The organism is Kosakonia oryzendophytica, from assembly GCF_900094925.1.
Classification (GTDB): Bacteria; Pseudomonadota; Gammaproteobacteria; order Enterobacterales; family Enterobacteriaceae; genus Kosakonia; species Kosakonia oryzendophytica.
On sequence record NZ_FMAY01000017.1, the window covers coordinates 1 to 23,711 of the forward strand.

Here is a 23,711-nt window from a genome sequence, read left to right on the forward strand (position 1 = left end):
CCTGCCGCCAGCGTTCAATCTGAGCCATGATCAAACTCTTCAATTTAAAAGTTTGATGCTCATCGAATTAAACTTCGTAATGAATTACGTGTTCACTCGTGAGACTTGGTATTCATTTAGCGTCCGTGGACGTCAAGAATCCATGTCACTTTGAGTGCCCACACAGATTGTCTGATAAATTGTTAAAGAGCAGTGCCGCTGTGTTTTCGCTGCGGCGCGGGGTGTGCATATTACGCTTTCCCGCAGTGAAGTCAACTGAATATTTTCAGAATTCTTCACCTGACAGGCCGGTGTGTTTGCCGTTGTGCCGTGTCAGTGGTGGCGCATTATAGGGAGTTAATTCCGGCTGACAAGCATAAATTTCAAAAAAGTTTTCGTTCGCTTATTTTTCCGCCGCAACGCCGGTTAAACAGCCGATTTGCGGCTTAAGTGAGCGATTTCGCGGGCAAAACTCGCGACTTGCTGCCAGTCCGTATACACCACTTCTTTCGTTGGATTAGTTTCGCCGCCTGTCATCTTCATAATTAACTGAATCATCAGACGGTCATACCAACGATAACGTGGATAACGTAGCGCACCGGCAAACACGGCGCACTCATCCGGTTGCCATGGCGACGCGAGTAAAAACTTGCGGGCGTAGCTATTGGTCTGCGGCGAGCTCTTCTCGGGTTTGCGGGCGACCAGGTTAACGGAATAGAACGCGCTCGGCAGTGAGTTCAGTCTCTGCAGGTGTTTTTTCACGAAACGTTCCAGCGCCGGATGATAACGTCCATAGCGAATCGATGCGCCAATCACTACCCGCTCATACTGGTCCCAGTCTATCTCTTCCGCGCGATTCAAATTCACTACATCGGTATCGGTACCGATCTCTTGCAACTCAGAAGCAATATAAGAGGCGATTTCCCGGGTTTGCCCATCCCGGGTGGAAAAGAGAATCAATGTTTTCACGTAAGGCTCCTTACTCACGCCAGAAAGTGGGGGTAAACAGCACTAACAGCGTGAAGACCTCCAGACGACCAAATAGCATATTCGCAATCAGGATCCACTTCGCCACCGGATTCATACTGGCAAAGTTATCCGCGACAACCCCCAGCCCTGGCCCAAGGTTATTCAGTGTTGCGACGACCGAAGCGAAAGCAGAGAAATCATCCACCCCGGTGGCAATGATCGCCAGCATGCTGACAATAAACACCAGCGCATAGGCAGAGAAAAACCCCCACACGGCTTCCAGAATACGCTCCGGCAACGCGCGATTGCCGAGCTTAATGCTGTAAACCGCATTCGGGTGCACCAGGCGCTTCAACTCACGGTTCCCCTGTTTAAACAGCAACAGGATACGGATCACCTTCAACCCGCCCCCCGTCGAACCGGCACAACCGCCGATAAATGCCGAGCACAGCAATAACACCGGCAAAAATAATGGCCAACGCGCAATGCTGTCGGTGGTAAATCCTGCGGTGGTCGCCATTGAAACGACCTGGAAAAAGGCCTGATTAAGGGTGGTCACCGCCGAGTTATAAACATCGTGGAACCACAGCACCACCGTGCAAATCACCACCAACGTCAACTGTACGCCGATAAACATCCTGAATTCGGGATCGCGCCAGTAAACTTTCAGGCTGCGCCCACTGAGCAAAGAGAAATGCAGGCCGTAGTTACAACCAGAGATCAGTAAGAAAATGGCAATGATGGTGTTGATGGTGGGACTGTTAAAATAGCCAACGCTGGCATCGTGTGTGGAGAAACCGCCAATGGCAATCGTTGCAAAGCTATGCCCGATAGCATCGAAGGCCGGCATCCCGGCAAACCACAGCGCCACTGCGCAGGCGATCGTCAGCAAGACATAGATAAGCCACAGGGTCTTAGCCGTTTCGGCAATACGCGGGCGCATTTTATTGTCTTTCAATGGCCCGGGCATTTCCGCGCGATAGAGCTGCATTCCGCCAACGCCAAGGATCGGCAGTATCGCAACGGCTAACACGATGATCCCCATCCCACCAAACCACTGCAACATCTGGCGATAAAAGAGGATGGCATGCGGCAGCGAATCCAGCCCGATCAGCGTTGTTGCTCCTGTGGTCGTCAGGCCAGAGAAGGACTCAAAAAACGCATCTGTTACCGTCAAACTGGGGCTTTCTGAAAAGATAAACGGCAACGCCCCCACGCTGCCCAACACCGTCCAGAACAGCACGACGATAAGGAAGCCTTCACGGGATTTCAGTTCCCCTTTCTGGCGACGATTGGGCCACCACAGTATGGAACCAATCATCAACGCGACAAAAAAGGTCTGGGTAAATGCTCGCCCCGCACCGTCGCGGTAAATAAGGGCTACCAGTCCAGGTAAGATCATCGTTCCGGAAAAGAGGATGACCAGCAGTCCAACGATTCGGGTTATGGCGCGAAAATGCATCTCTGCCGCTTCCTTAGGTGTTCAGAAAATCAGGAGGGGATTATTCTTCAGTTTTTAACAATTGCAATGCACCACGGCTAAAATCAGCAAGCCTTGCCGAAAACGCCTCCAGTCTGCTGTGAGGAAGCGCCACCCGCAGATGCACGGAAGCCTGATACTCGCTTGCGACAATTTTCCCCTCAAATTGCCCAAGCAGCGTTTCGACGCCGGCCAGCTGTGCGTAATCACACCACAAAGTATATTCGGTTAACGGCATCTTGCGGAGAGTCGTAAGCTGGTTCAGTGCCTGTTGCACACCACCACCATATGCTTTTACCAGACCACCGGTCCCCAGCAAAACACCGCCATAATAACGTACCACCACCGCAGTGATTTCACCGACGCCGCTCCCCATTAACTGGGCGAGCATCGGTTTACCAGCCGTACCCGCCGGTTCACCATCGTCAGAAAAACCTAACTGCTGTGAATCATCCGGCGGCCCCGCAACCCATGCCACACAGTGGTGACGCGCGTCCGGGTGCTGCGCCCGGACAGCATCGACAAACGCCTTCGCCGCCTCAACACCATCGGTATGCGCCAACAGCGTAATAAAACGGCTTTTTTTGATCTCCTCGCTAAAGGTGACCGGCGCAGCCGGTATCAGCCAGCTCTCCATTACGCCAGCTTCAGATCCCGCGTCATGTTTTCGATGTTATTTTCGTGGATAACCACATTATCTTCGATACGAATACCGCCAAACGGCTTCAGCGCATCGATTTTTTGCCAGTTAAAATGTTTGCTGAGCGGGCCTTCACGCCATGGCGCCAGCAGAGATTCAATAAAGTAGAGACCCGGTTCAATCGTCACCACCATACGTGGCTGCATCACGCGGGTGCAGCGCAGATAGGGATACTTCGACGGCGCAGCCAAATGCGTGCCGGTGTCATCCTGCATAAAGCCTGCGACATCATGCACCTGTAAACCAAGCGGATGGCCGATACCATGAGGCATAAACGGCCCGGTGATGTCCTGCTCCACCATCGCTTCTTCGCTGATATCCACGATAATTTGATGACGGCGCAGCAATTTGGCGATGCGCTGATGGAACTGAACATGGTAGTCGGCGTAATTAACGCCCGCTTTCATGGTGGCAATCAGTGCCAATTGCTCGTCGTTAACGTCTTTGACCAGTTGTGCATACTCCGTGTCGCTGTTCGCCGCCCAGGTACGCGTTAAATCAGCAGCGTAGCCGTTGTACTCTGCGCCGGCATCCAGCAGGAAGCTGCGCATTTCCGCCGGTGCGCGGTGGTCGAGCCTTGTGTAATGCAGCACGGCGGCGTGTTCGTTCAGCGCCACAATATTGCTGTACGGCACATCAGTGTCGCGATGACCGGTAGCGGTCAGATATGCGAGGTTGATATCGAACTCGCTCATCCCGGACTGGAAGGCTTCATGCGCAGCACGGTGACCAATAACAGCAGTCTTCTGCGCTTCACGCATACATGCCAGCTCATAATCGGTTTTGTAGGCGCGGTAATAATGCAGGTAATCAATCACCCCTTTCGGGTTGATGTTGCTGGCTGCGATATCCAGACCCAGTGCACGCTCCGCCACAGGCCCGATGTAAGCAATGTTGCCGCGGGCCGCAGGCAGCAAGCTACCGATGCCATCTGCTTTCGGCAGCGCAATCACATCGACTTCTTCGGTCCAGAAGGAGGTCGGCAAGGGTTCCACGTTATGCCAGTAATCCACCGGCAGATAGAACCACAGCTTCGGTTTATTCACGCCATCGACCAATAGCCAGCAGTTCGGCACCTGTGTTACCGGCACCCAGGCCTTGAACTGGGGATTCACTTTAAACGGATAAGGATGGTCGTCGAGAAAGACGTTAAACAGCTCGCCGGAGTGAATAAGCAACGCATCAAGCTTGAAGCGCGCCAGTACATCACGGGTGCGTTCCTGTAGCGTAACAATATGATTTTTATAAAGTGCCGCCAGTGAGTCCATCGTTATTCCTTCTGTTTTTTATGACCTCAAGTGTTCGCATCTTAGCACACCTGCTTCCGGCTGGGTGATTTCCACCGAGCGTGATCACGCCAGCAATTATTTAATGAGTCATTTGCATTTCATTAACATAAAAACCACACTCCGTTTCATCTGGTATGACCAGATCCCTTGCTGGATTCAGGAGACTGACATGCTCTACAAAGGCAATAACCTGTACCTCAACTGGCTGGAAGATGGCATCGCCGAACTGGTGTTCGATGCTCCCGGTTCAGTGAATAAGCTTGATACTGCTACCGTCGCCAGCCTCGGTGAGGCGCTGGACGTGTTGGAAAAGCAATCAGATTTAAAAGGGCTGCTGCTGCGTTCCGAAAAAGCGGCCTTTATCGTTGGCGCGGATATCACCGAATTCCTTTCGCTGTTTCTGGTGCCGGCAGAGCAATTGAGCCAGTGGCTACATTTTGCAAACAGCGTCTTTAACCGACTGGAAGATTTGCCGGTACCCACGCTTTCTGCCGTCAATGGCTATGCGTTGGGCGGCGGCTGCGAATGCGTGCTGGCGACTGACTATCGCCTGGCGACGCCGGACCTGCGCATCGGGCTACCGGAAACCAAACTGGGTATCATGCCGGGCTTTGGCGGTTCCGTGCGTATGCCGCGCCTGCTTGGTGCAGATAGTGCATTAGAAATTATTGCTGCCGGGAAAGATGTCGGTGCCGAAGAGGCACTGAAAATTGGCCTGGTAGATGGCATCGTGAAGCCGGAAAAATTGCGTGATGGTGCAGTAGCCATCCTGCGCCAGGCGATGAAGGGCGATCTCGACTGGCGAGCCAAACGTCAGCCGAAGCTGGAACCGCTGAAACTCAGCAAAATTGAAGCCGCCATGAGCTTTACCATTGCCAAAGGCATGGTGATGCAAACCGCTGGCAAACACTATCCGGCACCCATTACGGCGGTAAAAACCATTGAAGCCGCTGCAAAATTCGGTCGTGATGAGGCTCTGAAGCTGGAAAATCAGAGCTTCGTTCCGCTGGCCCATACCAACGAAGCCCGTGCACTGGTCGGTATTTTCCTTAATGACCAATACGTTAAAGGGCAGGCGAAGAAACTGACCAAAAATGTAGAAACGCCCAAACAGGCTGCGGTACTTGGTGCAGGCATCATGGGCGGCGGCATTGCCTATCAGTCCGCGTGGAAAGGCGTGCCGGTGTTGATGAAAGATATCAATGAGAAGTCGCTCGCGCTCGGCATGAGCGAGGCGGGTAAATTGCTGAATAAACAGCTTGAGCGCGGCAAGATCGACGGTCTGAAGCTGGCCGGTGTGATTTCCACCATCCAGCCCACGCTGGCCTATGCTGGTTTTGAGCGTGCCGATGTGGTGGTGGAGGCGGTTGTTGAAAACCCGAAAGTGAAAAAAGCGGTATTAGCAGAAACTGAAGACCAGGTGCGCCCGGATACCGTGCTGGCGTCAAACACCTCCACTATTCCCATCAGTGAACTGGCAAGTGTGCTAAAACGCCCGGAAAACTTCTGCGGTATGCACTTCTTTAACCCGGTGCACCGCATGCCGCTGGTCGAGGTGATCCGCGGTGAAAAAACCTCCGATGAGACCATCGCAAAAGTGGTGGCATGGGCCAGTAAAATGGGCAAAACCCCGATTGTGGTCAATGACTGCCCCGGTTTCTTTGTTAACCGTGTGCTGTTCCCCTATTTCGCCGGTTTTAGCCAGTTGCTGCGCGACGGCGCGGACTTCCGCAAAGTCGACAAAGTGATGGAAAAACAGTTCGGCTGGCCGATGGGCCCGGCCTATCTGCTGGACGTTGTGGGTATTGATACCGCGCATCACGCCCAGGCGGTGATGGCGGCCGGTTTCCCGCAGCGTATGCAGAAAGATTACCGCGATGCGATCGATGCGCTGTTTGACGCCAACCGCTACGGGCAGAAAAACGGCATCGGCTTCTGGCGCTATAAAGAAGACAGCAAAGGCAAGCCGAAGAAAGAAGAAGATGCCGCAGTGGATAACCTGCTGGCGGAGATCAGCAAAGGCCGACAGGATTTCAGCGACGACGACATTATCGCCCGCATGATGATCCCGATGGTGAATGAAGTGGTGCGCTGCCTCGAAGAGGGCATTATCGCCAGCCCTGCCGAAGCCGACATGGCGCTGGTGTATGGGCTTGGTTTCCCGCCGTTCCATGGTGGCGCGTTCCGCTGGCTGGATACGATCGGCAGCGCAAAATATCTCGACATGGCGCAGCAGTATCAGCACCTCGGGCCGTTGTATGAGGTCCCGGCAGGGCTGCGTGAAAAAGCACGCCATAACGAGCCTTATTACCCCGAAGTTGAACCTGCGCGCCCGGTGGGCGAGCTGAAGACGGCTTAAGGAGTCACAATGGAACAGGTTGTCATTGTCGATGCGATTCGTACCCCAATGGGCCGTTCAAAAGGCGGCGCATTCCGCAATGTACGCGCAGAAGATCTCTCCGCCCACTTGATGCGTAGCCTGCTGGCGCGTAACCCGGCGCTGGATGCCACAGCTATTGACGATATTTACTGGGGCTGCGTGCAACAAACGTTGGAGCAGGGTTTCAATATTGCCCGTAATGCCGCGCTGCTGGCGGAAATCCCGCATTCGGTTCCGGCCGTCACCGTTAACCGGCTCTGTGGATCATCGATGCAGGCGTTACATGATGCCGCACGCATGATCATGACGGGCGATGCGCAGGTGTGCCTGGTTGGCGGTGTCGAACACATGGGGCACGTCCCGATGAGCCACGGTGTGGATTTCCATCCGGGCATGAGCCGTAACGTGGCGAAAGCCGCAGGCATGATGGGGCTGACCGCCGAAATGCTGTCTCGTATGCACGGTATCAGCCGTGAAATGCAGGATGCGTTCGCCGCCCGTTCCCATGCCCGCGCCTGGGCTGCCACGCAATCCGGGGCGTTCAAAACGGAGATCATCCCGACCGGAGGCCATGATGCAGATGGCGTGCTGAAGCAGTTTAACTATGACGAAGTGATCCGACCGGAAACCACCGTTGAAGCCCTTTCTACATTACGCCCGGCCTTTGATCCGGTGAGCGGTACGGTAACCGCCGGTACCTCTTCTGCGCTATCGGATGGGGCCTCGGCGATGCTGGTAATGAGCGAAAGCCGCGCCCGTGAACTGGGGCTGGCTCCACGCGCCCGCATACGCTCAATGGCGGTGGTTGGCTGCGATCCATCGATTATGGGTTATGGCCCGGTTCCGGCTTCAAAACTGGCGTTGAAAAAGGCAGGGCTGGCAACCAGCGATATCGACCTGTTTGAAATGAACGAAGCCTTTGCTGCGCAGATCCTGCCGTGCATTAAAGATCTGGGACTCATGGAACAGATCGACGAGAAGATTAACCTCAACGGCGGTGCTATCGCACTCGGACACCCGCTGGGCTGCTCGGGTACACGCATCAGCACAACATTGCTGAACCTGATGGAACGCAAAGACGCCCAATTTGGTCTGGCAACGATGTGCATCGGTCTGGGTCAGGGGATCGCGACTGTGTTTGAACGCGTATAACAGCAGATTGTCGTCATCGCGACCATGCCGGAAGGCGGCGCAAGCCTCTTATCCGGCATGGTGAATGCAAAGAAAGAAAATTTAGTTGCCGTTCTTCCCGCCTGTCAGGGGCGGGTTTTTTATTACCGTTACCCGCAAAACAGCCAACGCCGTTCCGGCGACAACGACGAATACAGATCAGATAAAGGCAAATGCATCGCCAAACAGGCGATCTTCACGCGCACCGCGCTCATTGCAGAACAGATCACGGGCGATTTTCGCCATCTCAAAACGTCCGGCAATGTAGATATCGTGCTCTGCAAGCGAGCCAAAATCCTGCAGTACTGCCGCCAATACCGTTCCGGAACGGCCGCGCCATGCCTCAGGCGGTTGTTCAACGACCGGCACCACGCGCAGATTCGGATGTGTCACGGTTAACGCTTCCAGCTCAGCCAAATCGTAGAGGTGTTTTTCTTCGCGGCCCCCCCAGTAAATGGTGATGTCGCGGTTCGGGTTTTTCGCCAGTGACGTCAGTAAAATAGAACGGACATAAGAGAACCCGGTGCCGCCTGCGATCAGAACCATCGGACGATCTTCGTCATCACGCAGCCAGGCATCGCCGTGCGGAATATCGATCACGATTTGGCGGTCCTTCAGGATGCGATCCATTACCGCCATGGCATAAAGATTTAACTCAGACGCGCCAATATGCAGTTCGATAAAATCATGCTGATCCGGTGTGGAGGCCATCGAGAAGGGGCGCTTATCTCGCTCATCCATCACTACCATCAAGTACTGGCCAGCGCGGAAAGAAAACGCCGCTTCCGGCACTAAACGGACGCGATATACGGTATCAGTGATGGCATCTACCGAGGTCACTTTACAGCTTAAGGTTGTCATGCGCTCTCTCTGTCGGGTCTATTTTTCGGCATTTAGTATGGCTAGTTCATCCCAAATGGCGTCGATTCTCGCCGTCACGTCGGGGTCCTTCTTGATAGGATGTCCCCATTCGCGTTGGGTTTCTCCGGGCCATTTATTGGTGGCATCCAGTCCCATTTTTGAGCCAAGGCCGGAAACCGGCGAGGCAAAATCCAGGTAGTCGATTGGCGTGTTTTCAACCAGCACAGTATCCCGTGCGGGATCCATACGGGTGGTAATCGCCCAGATAACATCATTCCAGTCGCGCGCGTTAACATCGTCATCGCACACAATCACAAACTTGGTGTACATAAACTGGCGCAAGAATGACCAGACACCCATCATGACGCGTTTCGCATGGCCCGCGTACTGCTTCTTCATGGTGACCACCGCCAGGCGGTATGAACACCCTTCCGGCGGCAGATAAAAATCAACGATTTCCGGGAACTGTTTTTGCAGGATCGGCACGAACACTTCGTTCAGCGCCACGCCCAGTACGGCAGGCTCATCCGGTGGCCGCCCGGTATAAGTAGAGTGATAAATCGCATCTTCGCGGCGGGTAATATGCGTAACCGTAAATACCGGGAAGTTATCCACTTCATTGTAATAACCGGTGTGATCGCCATAGGGGCCTTCCGCCGCCATCTCACCAGGCTCAATATACCCTTCCAGCACAATTTCCGCACTGGCGGGCACTTCAAGCTCGTTCGAGATGCATTTTACAACTTCGGTCTTTGTACCGCGCAACAGCCCGGCAAAAGCATATTCAGACAGCGTATCCGGCACGGGCGTTACCGCGCCGAGAATGGTTGCCGGATCGGCGCCCAGCGCCACAGCAACCGGGAAACGCTCACCCGGGTGCGCCGCTTGCCACTCCTGAAAATCAAGCGCGCCACCGCGGTGGGAGAGCCAGCGCATGATCAGTTTGTTTTTACCGATTAACTGCTGACGATAAATGCCCAGGTTTTGCCGATCTTTGTGCGGCCCGCGCGTCACCGTCAGCCCCCAGGTAATCAGCGGTGCGGCATCTTCCGGCCAGCATTGCATAATCGGGATTTTTGCCAGGTCGACTTCGTCACCCTGCAATACTTTTTGCTGACAGGGCGCGCCACGCAGGCGCTTAGTGGGCATATTCAGGACTTGTTTGAACTGGGGAAGCTTATCGAAGAGATCGCGGAAACCTTTTGGCGGCTCAGGCTCTTTCAGAAACGCCAGCAGTTTGCCAACTTCCCGCAGCGCGCTGACATCCTCCTGTCCCATACCCAACGCAACACGACGCGGTGTACCAAACAGGTTGCATAACACCGGCATCGTATAACCTTTCGGGTTTTCGAACAGCAATGCAGGCCCACCGGCACGCAGCGTGCGATCGGCAATTTCGGTCATTTCAAGGTAAGGATCAACCGGAAGCGTAATGCGCTTCAGTTCGCCCTGCTGTTCGAGCAGTGTCAGAAAGTCGCGTAGGTCGTGGTATTTCATGCGGTGTATTATCGCCTCCAGATCAGCGCTCCATTATACGGTGTTCGCCAGGTGGTTGCTGTATTTTTGTTAAATCGGCGTGAATTATAACGACGTTTTATGCCACACGTTATAATCACCTTAGCCATCAGGCCGCTGTTTTGGTATTCTTGCGCCCGAACTTAAGGAAAAGAATCATTATGCGATCCTGGTATTTACTGTATTGCAAACGAGGCCAGCTTCAGCGCGCCCAGGAACATCTTGAACGTCAGGCGGTGGGTTGCCTGACGCCAATGATCGCGCTGGAAAAAATCGTTCGCGGCAAGCGGACGATGGTCAATGAACCCCTGTTCCCCAACTATTTGTTTGTGGAATTTGATCCAGAAGTGATCCATACCACAACCATCAACGCCACACGCGGCGTCAGCCACTTTGTCCGCTTCGGTATGAACCCGGCAAAAGTGCCTTCGTCGGTGATCCATCAGCTTTCCGTCTATCAGCCTGAAGGGGTAACTGACCCGGATACGCCGTACCCCGGCGATGATGTGGTCATCACCGAAGGCGCACTCGAAGGTTTACAGGCAATCTTTAAAGAGCCGGACGGCGAGGCCCGTTCGATGCTGCTACTGCATCTGCTCAACAAGCAGGTGCTGCAAAGCGTTAAAAACACAGACTTTCGCAAAGCCTGACACCGGCCTAAAAATCAACGCCAAAAAGCCGCTTCACATTGTTATCCGTCACCGCCTCCAGCCAGTGAATATCTTCACCGCGCAGCCCGGCCACGGTGGAAAGAATATGCCCCAGCATAGCGGGTTCATTACGCCGTGACGCCGGTTTCGGTTTGAGGTCCCGCGGCAGCAAATACGGTGCATCGGTTTCAATAAACAGTCGATCGGCGGGGATCAACGGCAATACATCGCGCAACTCAAGCCCACGACGCTCATCACACACCCAGCCGGTAATGCCCAGGTACATCCCACGCGCCAGACAATCCTGCGCTTCCAGTGCCGTACCAGTAAAACAGTGCAACACCGCGCCAGGCAGCTTGTCGAGCCACGGTTCCAGCAGCGTCAGGAAGCGTTGATGTGCATCGCGACAATGCAAAAACACCGGCATCGCCAGTTCGGCGGCCAGTGCAAGCTGCGCAGTAAAAGCGAGTTCCTGCTCCTGCTGCGTGGAAAAATTGCGGTTAAAATCCAGCCCACATTCGCCAATAGCAACCACCTCAGGTAATGCCGCAAGCTGACGAATGGCATCGGCCGTTTCCGCTGTCCAGCCACTGCTGTCATGCGGATGCACTCCGGCAGTGGACCAGCAGTGACGGTAACGCTGCGCCAGTTGTTGCGCCTGCTGACTTTCATGCAGGTTGGTGCCGGTGATCAGCATTCCCGCCAGCCCAGCCGCCTGTGCGCGCGCTACGGTCTCATCCCGGTCTTTGGCAAATTGTGAACTGGTCAGGTTCACTCCAATGTCGAACATGCATTTCCCCATACAACAACCGCCCTGATGGGCGGCTGGTAATTACTCTTCACTGGTTTCTGTTTCGCTTTCTTCATCAGGTATGCGTCGCTTACCGACATAGAAGCGAGCAAAAAAGACCCCCACTTCAAACAGACAGTACATCGGTATCGCCAGCAGTGTTTGCGAGAAAACGTCCGGTGGAGTCAGCAGCATCCCCACGACAAACGCGCCGACCAGCACGTACGGGCGTTTTTGCCGTAGATCGGCCGGGGTCGTAACTCCCATCCAGCACAGCAACACAATGGCAACCGGCACTTCAAACGACACGCCGAACGCCATAAACAGCGCCATGACGAAATTGAGGTAACTTGCAATGTCAGTCGAAACTAATACGCCTTCCGGTGCCGTGTGCGTGAGGAAGCCAAACGCCAGTGGAAAAACCACGAAATAGGCGAATGCCATGCCAATGTAAAACAGCAGCGAGCTGGAGATCAGCAACGGCACGATCAGCCGGCGTTCATGCTTATACAGTGCAGGCGCAACAAACGCCCAGACCTGATACAGAATCACCGGTGCAGAAAGGATCAAAGAGACCATAAACGTCAGTTTGATCGGCGTAAAAAAAGGCGATGCCACATCGGTGGCGATCATGGTCGCGCCCATCGGCATCTGTTTGATCAGCGGCGCAGAAACCAGTTGATAGATATCATTCGCGAAGTAAACCAGCGCGAGGAAAATCACAATAACGGCAATAATGCAGTTCAACAGGCGCTTACGCAGCTCAATAAGATGGGCGATCAGCGGTTGGGTATCATCTACAGCCATGTTCAGGTTTTATCACTTGAAGAAGAAGGAGAGTCAGAAACCGGCGCAACCTCTTTCACCGCCGTTTTCGCCACCGACGCTTTTTGCACGTCCTGCTCGTCGGGCGCTTGCTGCGGAGAACTGGCCTGATGTTCAGCGACGGCAGGCGTTACGCCTTCATGCTGCGCAGTATTATCTTTCACAACCGGATTATGAATAGTATGCGCTTCGTCACTTGCTTTTTCAGGATCGTTGACGCTATAAGAGCGCTTCATCGATTCTGCCGCCTGACGCAGTTCATCCATGGATTCTTTTAACTCAGGCGTCAGGTTTTCCAGGCTCGCTTTCTCCACCTTTTTCAGGCTTTCCTGGAATTCCTGCAGCTTCAGTTCTTGCGTCAGTTCGTTCTGCACGGTAGTCGCCAACGAGCGTAATGTGCGGATCCAGCTTGCTACCGTACGCACCGCCACAGGCAATCTCTGCGGTCCCAGCACCACCAGGCCGACTATAAATACGAGTAACAGTTCGCCAAAACCTATATCGAACACGGGTTACACCTGCTCTTTGTCGTGACGTTTTTCGTCTTTTTTGGCGTCCTCTGGCTTTTCAGAGAGAGACTTCGCCGTGAAATCAGCATCCTGTGCGGATGGATCCTGCTTATCGTCTTTGTCATCGTCGCTCATGGCTTTTTTAAAGCCTTTAATCGATTTGCCAAGATCAGAACCGATGGAACCGAGCTTTTTCGTACCAAACAGCAGTACAACGATGACCGCAATAATCAATAACTGCCCAATACTGATACCACCCATACACAGTCCTCTGTAAGAGATGATGTTAAAAACAGGCCCCAGTATACACATTATCCCCTGGGCTGCATGTGTATACCCTGCCTCTCGCGAGCGCCGTCACCGTCAGCGCGTTTTGCGCCAGCCCAACAGCCAGGCGGCTATACCGCCCGCCATTAACCATAAAGGATGAAGTCCCCAGTCTGGTCGATTAATCAGCAACAGCGTTCCACTTAACAGCAGTGTCGCGCCAATCGCGAACAGATAGCGTGACTGCCCCTGCCTGATATGGTTTGTTTGCAGTTCGCTGGCGATTTTATCAACGCTGCGCTGCAAATGCTTACCATGCTGCAAACCGTTGTAGATCAGTTCAGGCAGTTCCGGCATTTTCTCGATCCAGAACGGTCCTTTTTCTTTAAAGGCTCTGATCAACGCAGGAATGCCTACCTGATCTTTGATCCATGATTCGAGGAAAGGTTTCGCTGTCTTCCACAGATCCAGCTGCGGGTAGAGTTGACGCCCTACACCTTCCACATAAAGCAGCGTCTTCTGCAGCAGCACCAGTTGCGGCTGCACTTCCATATTAAAACGCCGGGCAGTATTAAACAGATTAAGCAACACGTGACCGAACGAGATTTCCGCCAGCGGCTTTTCGAAGATAGGTTCACAAACAGTACGAATCGCAAACTCGAACTCTTCAACGTTGGTTTCTGGCGGCACCCAACCGGAATCCACATGCAATTCGGCGACTTTGCGGTAATCACGATTGAAGAAGGCGATAAAGTTCTCCGCCAGATAGCGCTTATCTTCTTTATTCAGCGAACCCACAATACCGCAGTCAATACCAATGTATTGCGGATCTTCCGGGTGCGCGTAGCTGACGAAAATATTGCCGGGGTGCATGTCTGCATGGAAGAAGCTGTCACGGAACACCTGGGTGAAAAACACCTGAACACCACGCTCCGCCAGCAATTTGAGATTAGTGCCGTTCTTTTCCAGCGCCGCAACATCGGACACCGGTATACCGTAGATGCGCTCCATCACCAGCATATTCTGGCTGCAATAATCAGAATAAATTTCCGGCACATAGAGCATCGGGCTGTTTTCAAAATTACGCCGCAACTGGATAGTGTTCGCCGCTTCACGCAGCAGATCCAGCTCATCGATCAACGTCTTTTCGTACTCACGCACCACTTCGCGCGGGCGCAGACGACGACCATCCGGCAATAAACGAGGAACCCAACCCGCCAGGCGATAGATCAGCTTCAGATCTGCTTTGATCACCGGCAGGATATCCGGGCGGATAACTTTGATCACCACCTCTTTACCGCTCGCTTTCAGGCGCGCGGTGTGCACTTGCGCAATCGACGCAGATGCCAGCGGCGTGATCTCAAAATCGTCAAACCAGGTTTCAATCGGCACACCGCCCATTGACTGCTCTATCTGGCGTTTTGCGAGATGACCATCAAAAGGCGCAACGCGATCCTGCAACATCGCCAGTTGGTCGGCAATCAGCGGGGGAAATAAATCGCGGCGGGTAGATAACATTTGCCCGAATTTAATCCATACCGGACCCAACTCCTGCAAAGCCAGACGCAGGCGTTCCCCAAGGGCTTTCTCTTTGTGCCGGTTCGGCATCCAGAACAGCATTCGTCGCCAGAGTCGCAGCGGCAGGGTAATGCGCATTTTGGGGATAAGCTCATCAAGCCCGTAACTTAAAAAGGTCTGGATGATGAAATAGAGGCGCCGTAGTTCTCCTGGCGTCATTTGCCCTCCAGTTTATCCAGGCGTTTCGTCAACGCATCCACCGCACGTTCGGTGGCCGACGTCTCTTCCGCAAACCAGGCGACTTCCAGCGCACCTGGCGCGACACGCCACTCTTCCGTAAGCACTTCTGAGACATAGCGCTGCTGGCGCTGAAAACCCTGACGAAGGAAACGCGCACCGCCGCGCAGAATTTTACCGATACCCTCTGCGGCAATATCACCTGTCCACGGTGCCAGCACTTCAGCAGGATCAAATTCGGCAAGATCCAGCAGCGACACCAGGTTTTGCACGACCTGGATATCGCCCTGCACTTCCAGCTCGCCGCTGCGGATAAGCGCAGTCAGTTGCTGGCGGTTACGCAACTTTGGCAGAACACGCAGTTGCGTGATAACAGCGCAGTCAGCTTCGCCTTCCCACTCGCCCAGGACATCCACCTGCCGTTCGCTGAACACCAGCACAAACGGCGAGGAGAACTCCTGCACCACAATACGCAATACTTTGCCGTGCAAACGCTGACGCGCTGGTTTCAGCGCGCCTTCACGGTAGAGAAACGTATTCAGCGCACGCTCAATGCCTGCGTTCACCATGGGCTTAAAGGGCATACGCGCTCCTGTCAGAATTTGTAGCCACGGTGCAAAGCAACGATACCGGCGGTCATATTGTAATAATCGACGTTCTCGAACCCAGCATCCTGCATCATCGCTTTCAGGGTCTCCTGATCGGGATGCATACGGATAGATTCAGCAAGGTAGCGGTAGCTATCAGCATCGCTGGCAACAAGCTGGCCAATACGCGGCAGCACATGGAAGGAGTAGGCGTCGTAGGCTTTGCTCAGAGGCTCAATAATCGGTTTGGAAAACTCCAGCACCAGCAGACGCCCGCCAGGCTTAAGCACGCGAAACATAGAGCGCAGCGCTTTTTCTTTTTCGGTCACGTTACGCAGACCGAAAGAGATGGTGATGCAGTCAAAGGTGTTATCCGGGAACGGCAGCGCTTCGGCATTCGCCTGCACATAGTCAACGTTACCGATCACACCGATGTTGCGCAGTTTTTCGCGCCCCATTTTCAGCATTGAGTCGTTGATATCCGCCAGGATAACCTGCCCCGTTTCCCCCACCAGACGGGAGAATTTAGCAGTCAGGTCGCCCGTACCACCAGCCAGGTCGAGGACTTTTTGCCCACGGCGAACGCCGCTGCAATCAATCGTGAAACGCTTCCATAAACGGTGAATGCCCATCGACATCAAATCGTTCATTACGTCATATTTTGACGCCACCGAATGGAAAACATGCGCCACCATCTCGGCTTTATTCTCTTTGGCGACGGTCTGAAAACCAAAGTGCGTCGTCTCTTTTGAATCTTCCACCATCTCAGTGCCTGCTATTAAAGAATTTGTTCGTGAAGTGTAACAGATTGGGCGCGATTGCCCTACGATTCAACCACCCGACGATGTGCTGCTGGCTGGTGCGTCGCCCGCTATCGCCGCCTCTAATGTGTTGTCTTCATTATGATCGTTTAACGCGTCCTGGCCCGCTCGCAGCCGGGATTCCTCATCCTGCGCTTGCGCTTCTGCCGCTAATTCCGGATTAATCTCGCGTTTGATCTCCACCCCCAGGCCACGAAAAGCTTCAGCCTGAGCCAACAGATTGCCGCGCCCACCGCTGAGTTTTTTCATCGCCTGACGGTAGTTATCCTGCGCTTTATCCAGGCTCTGACCAATCGAGGACATGTCATCAACGAACAGACGCATTTTGTCATACAGACGGCTCGCCCGCTCGGCAATCTGTTGCGCATTGCGGCTCTGATGCTCATAACGCCACAGATTGGCGACAGTGCGCAGCGCCACCAGCAGCGTGGTCGGGCTAACCAGCATAATGTTATTTTTCAACGCCTCGGTAATCAGTTCGGGCTGTCTGTCGAGCGCAATCAGAAATGCGGGCTCAACCGGAATAAACATCAGCACGTAGTCGAGGCTGCGCAGGCCGGGTAGCTGCTGATAATCTTTACGCCCCAGCAAGCGAATATGATTACGCACCGACGCAATATGCTCCTGCAGTGCGCCTTCGCGGGTAAATTCATCGTCAGCATTGAAATAACGCTCATAGGCCACCAGCGTCATTTTGGCGTCTATCACCACATCTTTACCCTGCGGTAAACGGACAATCACATCCGGTTGCATACGCGCCCGGCTGTCATTTTCAATGCTGACCTGCGTTTGGTATTCATAACCCTCCCGCAGACCGGAAGCCTCCAGCACCCGCGTCAACACCACTTCGCCCCAGTTTCCCTGCGTTTTGTTATCGCCTTTTAAGGCCCGGGTCAGGTTGATGGCTTCCTGCGCCATTTGCGCGTTGAGTTGCTGAAGATTGCGAATTTCGTGGGCCAGCGTGTGGCGTTCCCGCGCTTCCTGGCCAAAGCTCTCCTGCACCTGGCGACGAAAACCGTCAAGCTGCTCCCGCAGCGGTGTCAGCAGGCCGTTGAGACTCTGCCGGTTCTGTTCATCCACGCGGCGGTTGCTCTGCTCAAAAATACGGTTGGCGAGGTTTTCAAACTGTTCGGTCAGGCGCTGCTCGCTGCTGTGCATCTGACGCAGTTTCTCTTCCGCATGCAGTTGGGTCGATTCCAATCGGGTGGTAACTTCGCGCAGGTCAGCCTCCAGCGAACTGTTGATGTGTTGCAGGCTACGTAGCTCGTTATTCAGCAGTTCACACTCGTTGCGCCAGTGCTCGCTTTGAGCGACCTGCTGCCGCGCGGCGCTGAGTTCGCCAAAGAGATCGCGCTGCCCGGCGAGGAGCTCCGCCTGCTGTTGCGCTCCGCGCCAGCTCGCCGCCAGCCAGCCGACCACCAGGCCCACCAGCGCCAACGCCACCATCACGATGATTGAAGTCTCCACCACGCCCCCTGATTACGCATCAATACAATCGGGGATTGTGCTGTATAAACGTCCAGTTTGGAAGGTCTTTTCCTGCGAGGAGGTACACAAAAAGAAAAGGCCGAACGCGTCGGCCTGTCAAATCACAAGGGAGAGTTACAGAAGACGGCGTGCCGCTTCGACAACGATTTTCACCGCGTGGCTTTCCGTTTGCTTCATGGTTTCAGCATTCGGGATCTCCTGCTGGGTGCGGTTAACGATCACCCCGGCAACCATCCCGGCGCGCAGTCCCTGGCTGGAGCACATGGTCAGCAGCGTGGCGGATTCCATTTCATAGTTCATCACGCCCATTGACTGCCACTCTTCCATCGAACCTTTAAAACGGCTCACTACGCGACCAGAGAACGTGTCATAACGCTCCTGGCCGGGGTAGAACGTGTCGGAAGAGGCGGTCACACCGATGTGTTTGGTCGCGCCAATAGCCTCTGCCGCAGCTACCAGTGCGGTAGTACAGGCGAAGTCAGCAACTGCCGGGTACTCCATTGGCGCAAAGTGCAGGCTGGCGCCATCAAGACGCACGGAAGCGGTGGTAATCAGCACATCGCCCACGTTGATATGCGGCTGAATAGCGCCCGTTGTGCCCACACGTAAGAAAGTACGGATACCAAGCTGCGCCAGTTCTTCCACGGCGATAGAGGTTGACGGACCGCCAATACCGGTAGAGCACACGATAACCGGCTTGCCGTCGAGCTCAGCGCGCCAGCTGGTAAATTCGCGATGCGATGCCAGTTTGACCGGCTTTTCCATCAGCGCGGCGATCTTTTCCACACGCTCCGGATCGCCAGGGACGATAGCCAGCGTAGCCCCTTGTAAATCGTTTTTGGTGAGGCCGAGATGAAAAACATCAGACTTGGACATAACAGACTCCTCTGTGGTCGGTTTTATCGGAAGAGGTAAAAAGATACTTTACAGAAGGCATACGCCTGATTTCGTGACTGGCATCACCGTGAATGAAAATGTTTGCACATGTTTTCCATGAAAAAGTGATGTTAATCACATTAACATGTTACATCTGACAACTCAGCAGCAAAGATAGTCTATAGCGGGGTGATTTGCGCGCGCGACAGGCCTTCCCGACTATAGTTATTGAAGCGCTAATAAAGGGTATGGAGAATGCCATGACAACGGATAAACAGCCGGGCTTTGCACCTGCAGCTTCACCTCACGCTTCAACTATTGTACATACGCCGGAAGATGCCTTAATCGCAGGCGAAACGTCAATTCCGTCCCAGGGCGAAAATATGCCCGCTTTTCACGCACGTCCAAAACATGCCGACGCACCCTTGCCCATCGTGATTGTGGTGCAGGAGATCTTTGGCGTGCATGAACATATTCGTGATATCTGCCGTCGGCTCGCGCTGGAAGGCTACCTCGCCATTGCGCCGGAACTTTATTTCCGCCAGGGTGACGCCAATGATTTTCCCGATGTGCCGACGCTGCTCAGCGGTCTGGTCAGTAAAGTGCCGGATGCGCAGGTGCTGGCCGATCTCGATCATGTCGCCAGTTGGGCCGCGCGCAACGGCGGGAATGCTCACCAGTTGATGGTCACTGGCTTTTGCTGGGGCGGGCGCATTGCCTGGCTGTACGCGGCGCATAACCCGCAACTGAAAGCGGCTGTCGCCTGGTATGGCAAACTGGTGGGGGAGAAATCGCTGAACTCGCCGAACCATCCGGTGGATATCGCGACCGAGCTCAGCGCACCCGTACTGGGTCTGTATGGTGCGCAGGATACCGGGATCCCTGTCGACACCGTGGAAACCATGCGCCAGGCCCTGCGCGCCGCCAACGCCAATGCGGAAATCGTGGTTTACCCCGAGGCAGGGCATGCCTTTAATGCCGATTACCGCCCGAGTTATCACGAAGAGTCAGCAAAAGATGGCTGGCAGCGGATGCTGGCGTGGTTCGCGCAATACGGAAAAAAATAAGGTTATGGCGCTGGAGGTGACACATTACGCCGCCTCCAGACGCCAGCCTTGAGTCAGACGAACGGATACCGTCTGTTGCAACGGCAGCGGCGAATGATGAAACGCACTCAGTGTTTGCCCATCGTGCAAGCGCAAATCCAGCATGTACCGCTCTCCCTGGTAGACACAACCCTCCACCTCCGCGCGCAACCCGTTATCAGCCACCTGCACATGCTCCGGACGGATCAGGACTTGCTGCCGCTCGCCCACGCCAAAGCCCTCATGTAACAGTGCGCTATCCAGTTGCCTGACGCCCGCAGGCGTGGCGAGTGAGAGTACACTGCCCTTGCCGATAAAGCGGGCAACCCAGGCATTGTGAGGATGCTGATACAGCGCCTGCGGCGCGCCCCACTGCTTAAGTTCACCCTGATGCATCACCGCGATATGGCTGGCTAACGCCATGGCTTCTGCCTGATCATGCGTGACATAGACAAAGGTCGCGCCGGTACGACGATGAAACTCACGGAACGTCTGTTCCATGGTGGCTCGCAAATGGCGATCGAGGTTAGCCAATGGCTCATCCAGCAACACTATCTGTGGTTCAGAAACGAGGCAACGCGCCAGCGCCACCCGTTGCCGTTGGCCACCGCTCAGTTCCTGCGGCGAACGCGCGGCATACGCGCCAAGCTCAACCACCTCCAGCGCCGCCATGACCTGTTTCTGCCGCGCAGCGCCTTGTACTTTACGCAGCTTCAACGGATAGCCAACATTCTCCGCCACTGTCATATGAGGCCACAGGGCATAGGACTGAAACACCATCGCCATGTCGCGCTGCTCCGGGGGCACATGGGTACGGGTATCCGCTAACAAGCGCTCCCCTAACAGCAAACGCCCTGCGCTGAGTTGCTCCAGCCCGGCGAGAATGCGCAACGTGGTAGTTTTGCCGCAACCGCTCGGTCCCAGTAGCGCAGTAAACGCCCCTTGAGGAAGGGTAAGCGTTAATTCCCGCACCACGGTTTGCCCGCCGAAGACTTTACTTAAGCGCTCAAGTCTCAGTTCTGCCATGGGATCACTCCTTTGGGGAAGTAGCGGCCAAGCGCGCTCAACAACAGCATCACTATGGCGATCAGCGCCACGACCAATACAGAAATCGCGGAGGCCAGCACCTTATTGCCGCTTTCATCAAGGTTAAAAATCACCACGCCGAGCGTCTCTTTCCCGGCACTCCATAACAACGCCGACACGGTCAGTTCATTTACGGCGGTCAAAAAGACCAGCAACGCCCCGGCAAACGCCGCAGGTGCCAGCAACGGCAGCACAATATGGAGTAGCCGTTGAGAGAAGTTCGCCCCCGCCAGACTGGCGGCCTCTTCCATGGCCGGATCCAGTTGCAACATACTGCTATGCACAGGTTTCAGGCATACCGTCAGAAAACGCGCAAGATACGCAAACAGGATAATCGTCAGCGTCCCGCTCAGGCTGATATCCAGCAGCGGTAATGGGCGGGTGAACAGTAAAATGCAGGCAATCGCCAGTACCACACCAGGAAGCGTATAGGGAATGTCGATCAGACTGTGCAGCCAGCGCAGCGCACGGTTGGGATAGCGCACCAGCAGCCATGCCAGTGGCAAGCTCAGCAGCATCAACATAACGGCGGCGGAAACAGACAAAAAAAGACTGTTGGTCAGTGCCCGCCAGGTGGCACTCTGCACATCGAAAATACCGCGCCAGGCCGCGAAGGTGATCGTATCGCTATTCAGCGGCACGCCCAGCGTGGGGACCAACGACGTGACGATCAACGCCAACAGCGGCGCGAGCAGAATGGCGCACAATACTCCCGCCAGCAGAGCTTCCGTGGCCAACCGCCATTTACCCAGCGTAAAACCGAGCGCCCGTCCGGCCATGCCGATCAGCGGCAAGGCATAACGACGCTGCATATGCCCTTGCAGGGTGACAATCCCTATTGCTACACCCCCCATCAGCACCGACAGCGCGGCGACATCATTGAGCATGGAGGGGCCAAAACTGGAAAGCGTCTGGTAGATGTGCACAGGCAGCACAAAATACGAGATGGGGATCCCCAGCATCGCCGGAATGCCAAAATTCCCAAGCGCAGAGACAAATGCAATCGCCGCACCGGCCCACAGCGCAGTGCGGCACAAGGGCAATACCATATCGAAAAAGACCCGCCACAGCGACGCGCCATGTAAGCGTGCAGCTTCAATATGCTCTTTCGGCAACGACTGTAACTGCGTGCGCAGCGCCAGAAATACCAGCGGCGCGTGCTGAATACCAAGCAGGAGCGCAATCCCTTCAGCCGAGTAGAGCGGATTGGCACTGCCAAAACCAGGCGCCAACCCGAGGCTATTGAGCAAAATGCTCCCCGGCCCAAACAGTTGTAGCCAGCTCAGGGCGGTGACCTGCGGGGGGATCATCATCGGCAGCATAAACAGAAATACCCACAACTGTTTAATACGGATGTCGGTCAACGCCAGACAAAAGGCGAACAGGCCGCCCAGCAGCAGAGAAAGCAGCGTACCCAGCCCGCTGGTATAGACGCTGTGCCAGAGCGCAGCCCAGGTTGCCGGGTTGCTTAGCACGCGCCATAAACTGCTGTCGCTGCCCTGTCGCCAGTCAAGCAGCGCAGAGAGCAACAAGCGCAGACTCGGCAATACGCTGAGCAAGGCGACAAGGCATAATAATAGCCATATCAGCCCCTTACCCGGGCCGCTACCCGCGTTCTGGCGCAGCGTCATACTGGTCATCCGTTAGCGATTTCCAAACAAGTCGGCAAAGCGTTTTTTGTTGGCTTCTGTATCCGCCAGCGCTTTTACCGCATCGAAAGGCATTAATTTGATGCTGTCTCGTGGCGGGAAACCGGCGGGTACCGGCAGTGCGGCATCAGCAGGTAGATATCCCTGTTGCAGCACCAGTTTTTGCCCCTCGTCAGAGAGCACAAAGTCGATAAACGCTTTTGCTCCCTCCGGGTTTTTCGCGCCTTTCAGCATCGCTACTGGCTCAGTGACGATACTGACGCCCTCTTTCGGGAACACAAACTCAATTGGCGCACCTTTGGCTTTTTCGCGGATTGCCATGTAATCCACCAGTACGCCATACGCTTTGCTGCCGGAAGTGATGGCGCTCATCACTGCGCCGTTACCGTTCTGCGGCATAGCGCCATTTTCTTTCAGCTTTTCGTAGTAGCCCCAACCCAACGCAGGATCCGTCATCAGCGTCGCCTGATGAATTTGCGCCGCGCCGGAGTAAAGCGGGCTGGGCAAGGTGGTCATGTTTTTTAGTTCAGGTTTGAGCAAATCCTGCCAGGAGGTCGGTTTGACCGGGGCTTTGCTGTGATACGCAATGCCGGTGGTGATCAGTTTTGTGCCGTAGTAATAACCTTCTTTATCATAGAGTTGCGCAGCGAATCGCGCAGCCTGCGGCGAAGAATAAGGGGCCAGCAAGTGTTGTTGTTTCAGGGACTCCATGGTGACGCTGTCGGCAATCAACAGCACATCCGGCGCAGCGCCTCCGGCAGCGAGTTCTGCTTGCAGGCGGGCAATGAGTTTGCTGGTTCCATCGCGGATCCATTTCACTTCCATGTCCGGGTGCGCTTTTTCGAAAGCGCTGACGGTAACCTGCGCATCTTCCGTCGGTTGGCTGGTGTAGAGGGTCAACGTGGATTTCGCAAAAGCCGTTGTGCTCATGATCGCCAACAACAGTGCCGTTAACGCCTTTTTTTTACTCATGGTTCATC

Annotated in this window: 22 protein-coding genes; 4 read left to right on the forward strand and 18 right to left on the reverse strand. The window is 54.7% G+C overall.

Annotation, left to right across the window (positions count from 1 at the left end; genetic code table 11):
• Positions 1-405 precede the first annotated feature (405 nt).
• The 4 genes from hemG to pepQ are packed head-to-tail and all read right to left on the reverse strand — an operon-like array spanning position 406 to position 4,396.
• Positions 406-948 (reverse strand): menaquinone-dependent protoporphyrinogen IX dehydrogenase, encoded by a 543-nt coding sequence (hemG, locus tag GA0061071_RS21175; RefSeq protein WP_061499034.1) that lies wholly within the window; start codon positions 946-948, stop codon positions 406-408.
• A 10-nt stretch (positions 949-958) separates the two neighbouring features.
• Entirely contained in the window at positions 959-2,410 is a 1,452-nt protein-coding gene (gene trkH, locus GA0061071_RS21180) for a Trk system potassium transporter TrkH (RefSeq protein WP_061499037.1), read from the reverse strand.
• Positions 2,411-2,450: 40 nt separating this feature from the next.
• A complete protein-coding gene (locus GA0061071_RS21185; RefSeq protein WP_061499038.1) occupies positions 2,451-3,065 on the reverse strand; it encodes an IMPACT family protein in 615 nt (204 codons plus the stop codon).
• Entirely contained in the window at positions 3,065-4,396 is a 1,332-nt protein-coding gene (gene pepQ, locus GA0061071_RS21190; RefSeq protein WP_061499043.1) for a Xaa-Pro dipeptidase, read from the reverse strand. The genes GA0061071_RS21185 and pepQ overlap by 1 nt, the downstream gene beginning before the upstream one ends.
• 190 nt (positions 4,397-4,586) lie before the next feature.
• On the opposite strand from pepQ, the gene fadB reads away from it, so the two are divergent.
• Together fadB and fadA are read left to right on the forward strand one after the other, a co-directional pair.
• A complete protein-coding gene (gene fadB, locus GA0061071_RS21195; protein ID WP_088237738.1) occupies positions 4,587-6,776 on the forward strand; it encodes a fatty acid oxidation complex subunit alpha FadB in 2,190 nt (729 codons plus the stop codon).
• 9 nt (positions 6,777-6,785) lie between these two features.
• Positions 6,786-7,949, forward strand: a complete 1,164-nt coding sequence (gene fadA / locus GA0061071_RS21200; RefSeq protein WP_088237737.1) for an acetyl-CoA C-acyltransferase FadA — start codon at positions 6,786-6,788, stop codon at positions 7,947-7,949.
• Between the two features lie 177 nt (positions 7,950-8,126).
• On the opposite strand, the gene fre is transcribed toward fadA, so the two are convergent.
• Positions 8,127-8,828 carry an NAD(P)H-flavin reductase gene (gene fre, locus GA0061071_RS21205; protein WP_061499051.1) on the reverse strand — a complete coding sequence of 234 codons (702 nt, stop codon included), beginning with the start codon at positions 8,826-8,828 and terminating at the stop codon, positions 8,127-8,129.
• Between the two features lie 18 nt (positions 8,829-8,846).
• Complete coding sequence (gene ubiD, locus GA0061071_RS21210) at positions 8,847-10,337, reverse strand: 4-hydroxy-3-polyprenylbenzoate decarboxylase (protein WP_167352677.1); 1,491 nt, start codon at positions 10,335-10,337, stop codon at positions 8,847-8,849.
• Between the two features lie 167 nt (positions 10,338-10,504).
• Between ubiD and rfaH the strand changes: the two genes are divergently transcribed.
• Positions 10,505-10,993, forward strand: coding sequence for a transcription/translation regulatory transformer protein RfaH (gene rfaH, locus GA0061071_RS21215; protein WP_061499058.1), 489 nt, complete (start codon positions 10,505-10,507; stop codon positions 10,991-10,993).
• 7 nt (positions 10,994-11,000) lie between these two features.
• Here rfaH and tatD read toward each other — a convergent pair whose 3' ends face one another.
• From tatD to udp, 9 genes are all read right to left on the reverse strand, one after another.
• The gene (gene tatD, locus GA0061071_RS21220; protein WP_170933841.1) at positions 11,001-11,783 is read right to left on the reverse strand and encodes a 3'-5' ssDNA/RNA exonuclease TatD; all 783 of its coding nucleotides are present in this window, start codon (positions 11,781-11,783) and stop codon (positions 11,001-11,003) included.
• 42 nt (positions 11,784-11,825) lie between these two features.
• Positions 11,826-12,590 carry a Sec-independent protein translocase subunit TatC gene (tatC, locus tag GA0061071_RS21225; RefSeq protein ID WP_061499066.1) on the reverse strand — a complete coding sequence of 255 codons (765 nt, stop codon included), beginning with the start codon at positions 12,588-12,590 and terminating at the stop codon, positions 11,826-11,828.
• A 2-nt stretch (positions 12,591-12,592) separates the two neighbouring features.
• The gene (gene tatB, locus GA0061071_RS21230; RefSeq protein ID WP_061499072.1) at positions 12,593-13,117 is read right to left on the reverse strand and encodes a Sec-independent protein translocase protein TatB; all 525 of its coding nucleotides are present in this window, start codon (positions 13,115-13,117) and stop codon (positions 12,593-12,595) included.
• Positions 13,118-13,120: 3 nt separating this feature from the next.
• Complete coding sequence (tatA, locus tag GA0061071_RS21235) at positions 13,121-13,378, reverse strand: Sec-independent protein translocase subunit TatA (protein ID WP_061499075.1); 258 nt, start codon at positions 13,376-13,378, stop codon at positions 13,121-13,123.
• A 102-nt stretch (positions 13,379-13,480) separates the two neighbouring features.
• The gene (gene ubiB, locus GA0061071_RS21240) at positions 13,481-15,121 is read right to left on the reverse strand and encodes a ubiquinone biosynthesis regulatory protein kinase UbiB (RefSeq protein WP_061499078.1); all 1,641 of its coding nucleotides are present in this window, start codon (positions 15,119-15,121) and stop codon (positions 13,481-13,483) included.
• A complete protein-coding gene (gene ubiJ, locus GA0061071_RS21245) occupies positions 15,118-15,723 on the reverse strand; it encodes a ubiquinone biosynthesis protein UbiJ (RefSeq protein ID WP_061499081.1) in 606 nt (201 codons plus the stop codon). Before ubiJ ends, ubiB begins: the two co-directional genes overlap by 4 nt.
• 11 nt (positions 15,724-15,734) lie before the next feature.
• Positions 15,735-16,490 (reverse strand): bifunctional demethylmenaquinone methyltransferase/2-methoxy-6-polyprenyl-1,4-benzoquinol methylase UbiE, encoded by a 756-nt coding sequence (gene ubiE, locus GA0061071_RS21250; RefSeq protein WP_061499084.1) that lies wholly within the window; start codon positions 16,488-16,490, stop codon positions 15,735-15,737.
• Positions 16,491-16,556: 66 nt separating this feature from the next.
• A complete protein-coding gene (gene rmuC / locus GA0061071_RS21255) occupies positions 16,557-17,993 on the reverse strand; it encodes a DNA recombination protein RmuC (RefSeq protein WP_408612879.1) in 1,437 nt (478 codons plus the stop codon).
• Between the two features lie 156 nt (positions 17,994-18,149).
• Positions 18,150-18,911 (reverse strand): uridine phosphorylase, encoded by a 762-nt coding sequence (udp, locus tag GA0061071_RS21260; RefSeq protein WP_088237734.1) that lies wholly within the window; start codon positions 18,909-18,911, stop codon positions 18,150-18,152.
• 260 nt (positions 18,912-19,171) lie between these two features.
• Between udp and GA0061071_RS21265 the strand changes: the two genes are divergently transcribed.
• Positions 19,172-19,978, forward strand: a complete 807-nt coding sequence (locus GA0061071_RS21265) for a dienelactone hydrolase family protein (protein WP_088237733.1) — start codon at positions 19,172-19,174, stop codon at positions 19,976-19,978.
• Positions 19,979-20,002: 24 nt separating this feature from the next.
• On the opposite strand, the gene GA0061071_RS21270 is transcribed toward GA0061071_RS21265, so the two are convergent.
• The 3 genes from GA0061071_RS21270 to GA0061071_RS21280 are packed head-to-tail and all read right to left on the reverse strand — an operon-like array spanning position 20,003 to position 23,703.
• Complete coding sequence (locus GA0061071_RS21270) at positions 20,003-21,022, reverse strand: ABC transporter ATP-binding protein (protein WP_088237732.1); 1,020 nt, start codon at positions 21,020-21,022, stop codon at positions 20,003-20,005.
• Positions 21,010-22,713 carry an ABC transporter permease gene (locus GA0061071_RS21275; protein ID WP_088237731.1) on the reverse strand — a complete coding sequence of 568 codons (1,704 nt, stop codon included), beginning with the start codon at positions 22,711-22,713 and terminating at the stop codon, positions 21,010-21,012. Before GA0061071_RS21275 ends, GA0061071_RS21270 begins: the two co-directional genes overlap by 13 nt.
• A 12-nt stretch (positions 22,714-22,725) precedes the next feature.
• Positions 22,726-23,703: an ABC transporter substrate-binding protein gene (locus GA0061071_RS21280; RefSeq protein ID WP_088237730.1), complete on the reverse strand. Its 978-nt coding sequence runs from the start codon at positions 23,701-23,703 to the stop codon at positions 22,726-22,728.
• Positions 23,704-23,711: the final 8 nt, after the last annotated feature.

Coding starts and splice junctions, on each gene's coding strand:
- trkH (WP_061499037.1), bottom strand. CDS start 2,410: ATGCATTTTCGCGCCATAACCCGAATCGTTGGACTGCTGGTCATCCTC.
- GA0061071_RS21185 (WP_061499038.1), bottom strand. CDS start 3,065: ATGGAGAGCTGGCTGATACCGGCTGCGCCGGTCACCTTTAGCGAGGAG.
- pepQ (WP_061499043.1), bottom strand. CDS start 4,396: ATGGACTCACTGGCGGCACTTTATAAAAATCATATTGTTACGCTACAG.
- fadB (WP_088237738.1), top strand. CDS start 4,587: ATGCTCTACAAAGGCAATAACCTGTACCTCAACTGGCTGGAAGATGGC.
- fadA (WP_088237737.1), top strand. CDS start 6,786: ATGGAACAGGTTGTCATTGTCGATGCGATTCGTACCCCAATGGGCCGT.
- fre (WP_061499051.1), bottom strand. CDS start 8,828: ATGACAACCTTAAGCTGTAAAGTGACCTCGGTAGATGCCATCACTGAT.
- rfaH (WP_061499058.1), top strand. CDS start 10,505: ATGCGATCCTGGTATTTACTGTATTGCAAACGAGGCCAGCTTCAGCGC.
- tatD (WP_170933841.1), bottom strand. CDS start 11,783: ATGTTCGACATTGGAGTGAACCTGACCAGTTCACAATTTGCCAAAGAC.
- tatC (WP_061499066.1), bottom strand. CDS start 12,590: ATGGCTGTAGATGATACCCAACCGCTGATCGCCCATCTTATTGAGCTG.
- tatA (WP_061499075.1), bottom strand. CDS start 13,378: ATGGGTGGTATCAGTATTGGGCAGTTATTGATTATTGCGGTCATCGTT.
- ubiB (WP_061499078.1), bottom strand. CDS start 15,121: ATGACGCCAGGAGAACTACGGCGCCTCTATTTCATCATCCAGACCTTT.
- ubiJ (WP_061499081.1), bottom strand. CDS start 15,723: ATGCCCTTTAAGCCCATGGTGAACGCAGGCATTGAGCGTGCGCTGAAT.
- ubiE (WP_061499084.1), bottom strand. CDS start 16,490: ATGGTGGAAGATTCAAAAGAGACGACGCACTTTGGTTTTCAGACCGTC.
- rmuC (WP_408612879.1), bottom strand. CDS start 17,993: ATGGTGGCGTTGGCGCTGGTGGGCCTGGTGGTCGGCTGGCTGGCGGCG.
- udp (WP_088237734.1), bottom strand. CDS start 18,911: ATGTCCAAGTCTGATGTTTTTCATCTCGGCCTCACCAAAAACGATTTA.
- GA0061071_RS21265 (WP_088237733.1), top strand. CDS start 19,172: ATGACAACGGATAAACAGCCGGGCTTTGCACCTGCAGCTTCACCTCAC.
- GA0061071_RS21270 (WP_088237732.1), bottom strand. CDS start 21,022: ATGGCAGAACTGAGACTTGAGCGCTTAAGTAAAGTCTTCGGCGGGCAA.
- GA0061071_RS21275 (WP_088237731.1), bottom strand. CDS start 22,713: ATGACGCTGCGCCAGAACGCGGGTAGCGGCCCGGGTAAGGGGCTGATA.
- GA0061071_RS21280 (WP_088237730.1), bottom strand. CDS start 23,703: ATGAGTAAAAAAAAGGCGTTAACGGCACTGTTGTTGGCGATCATGAGC.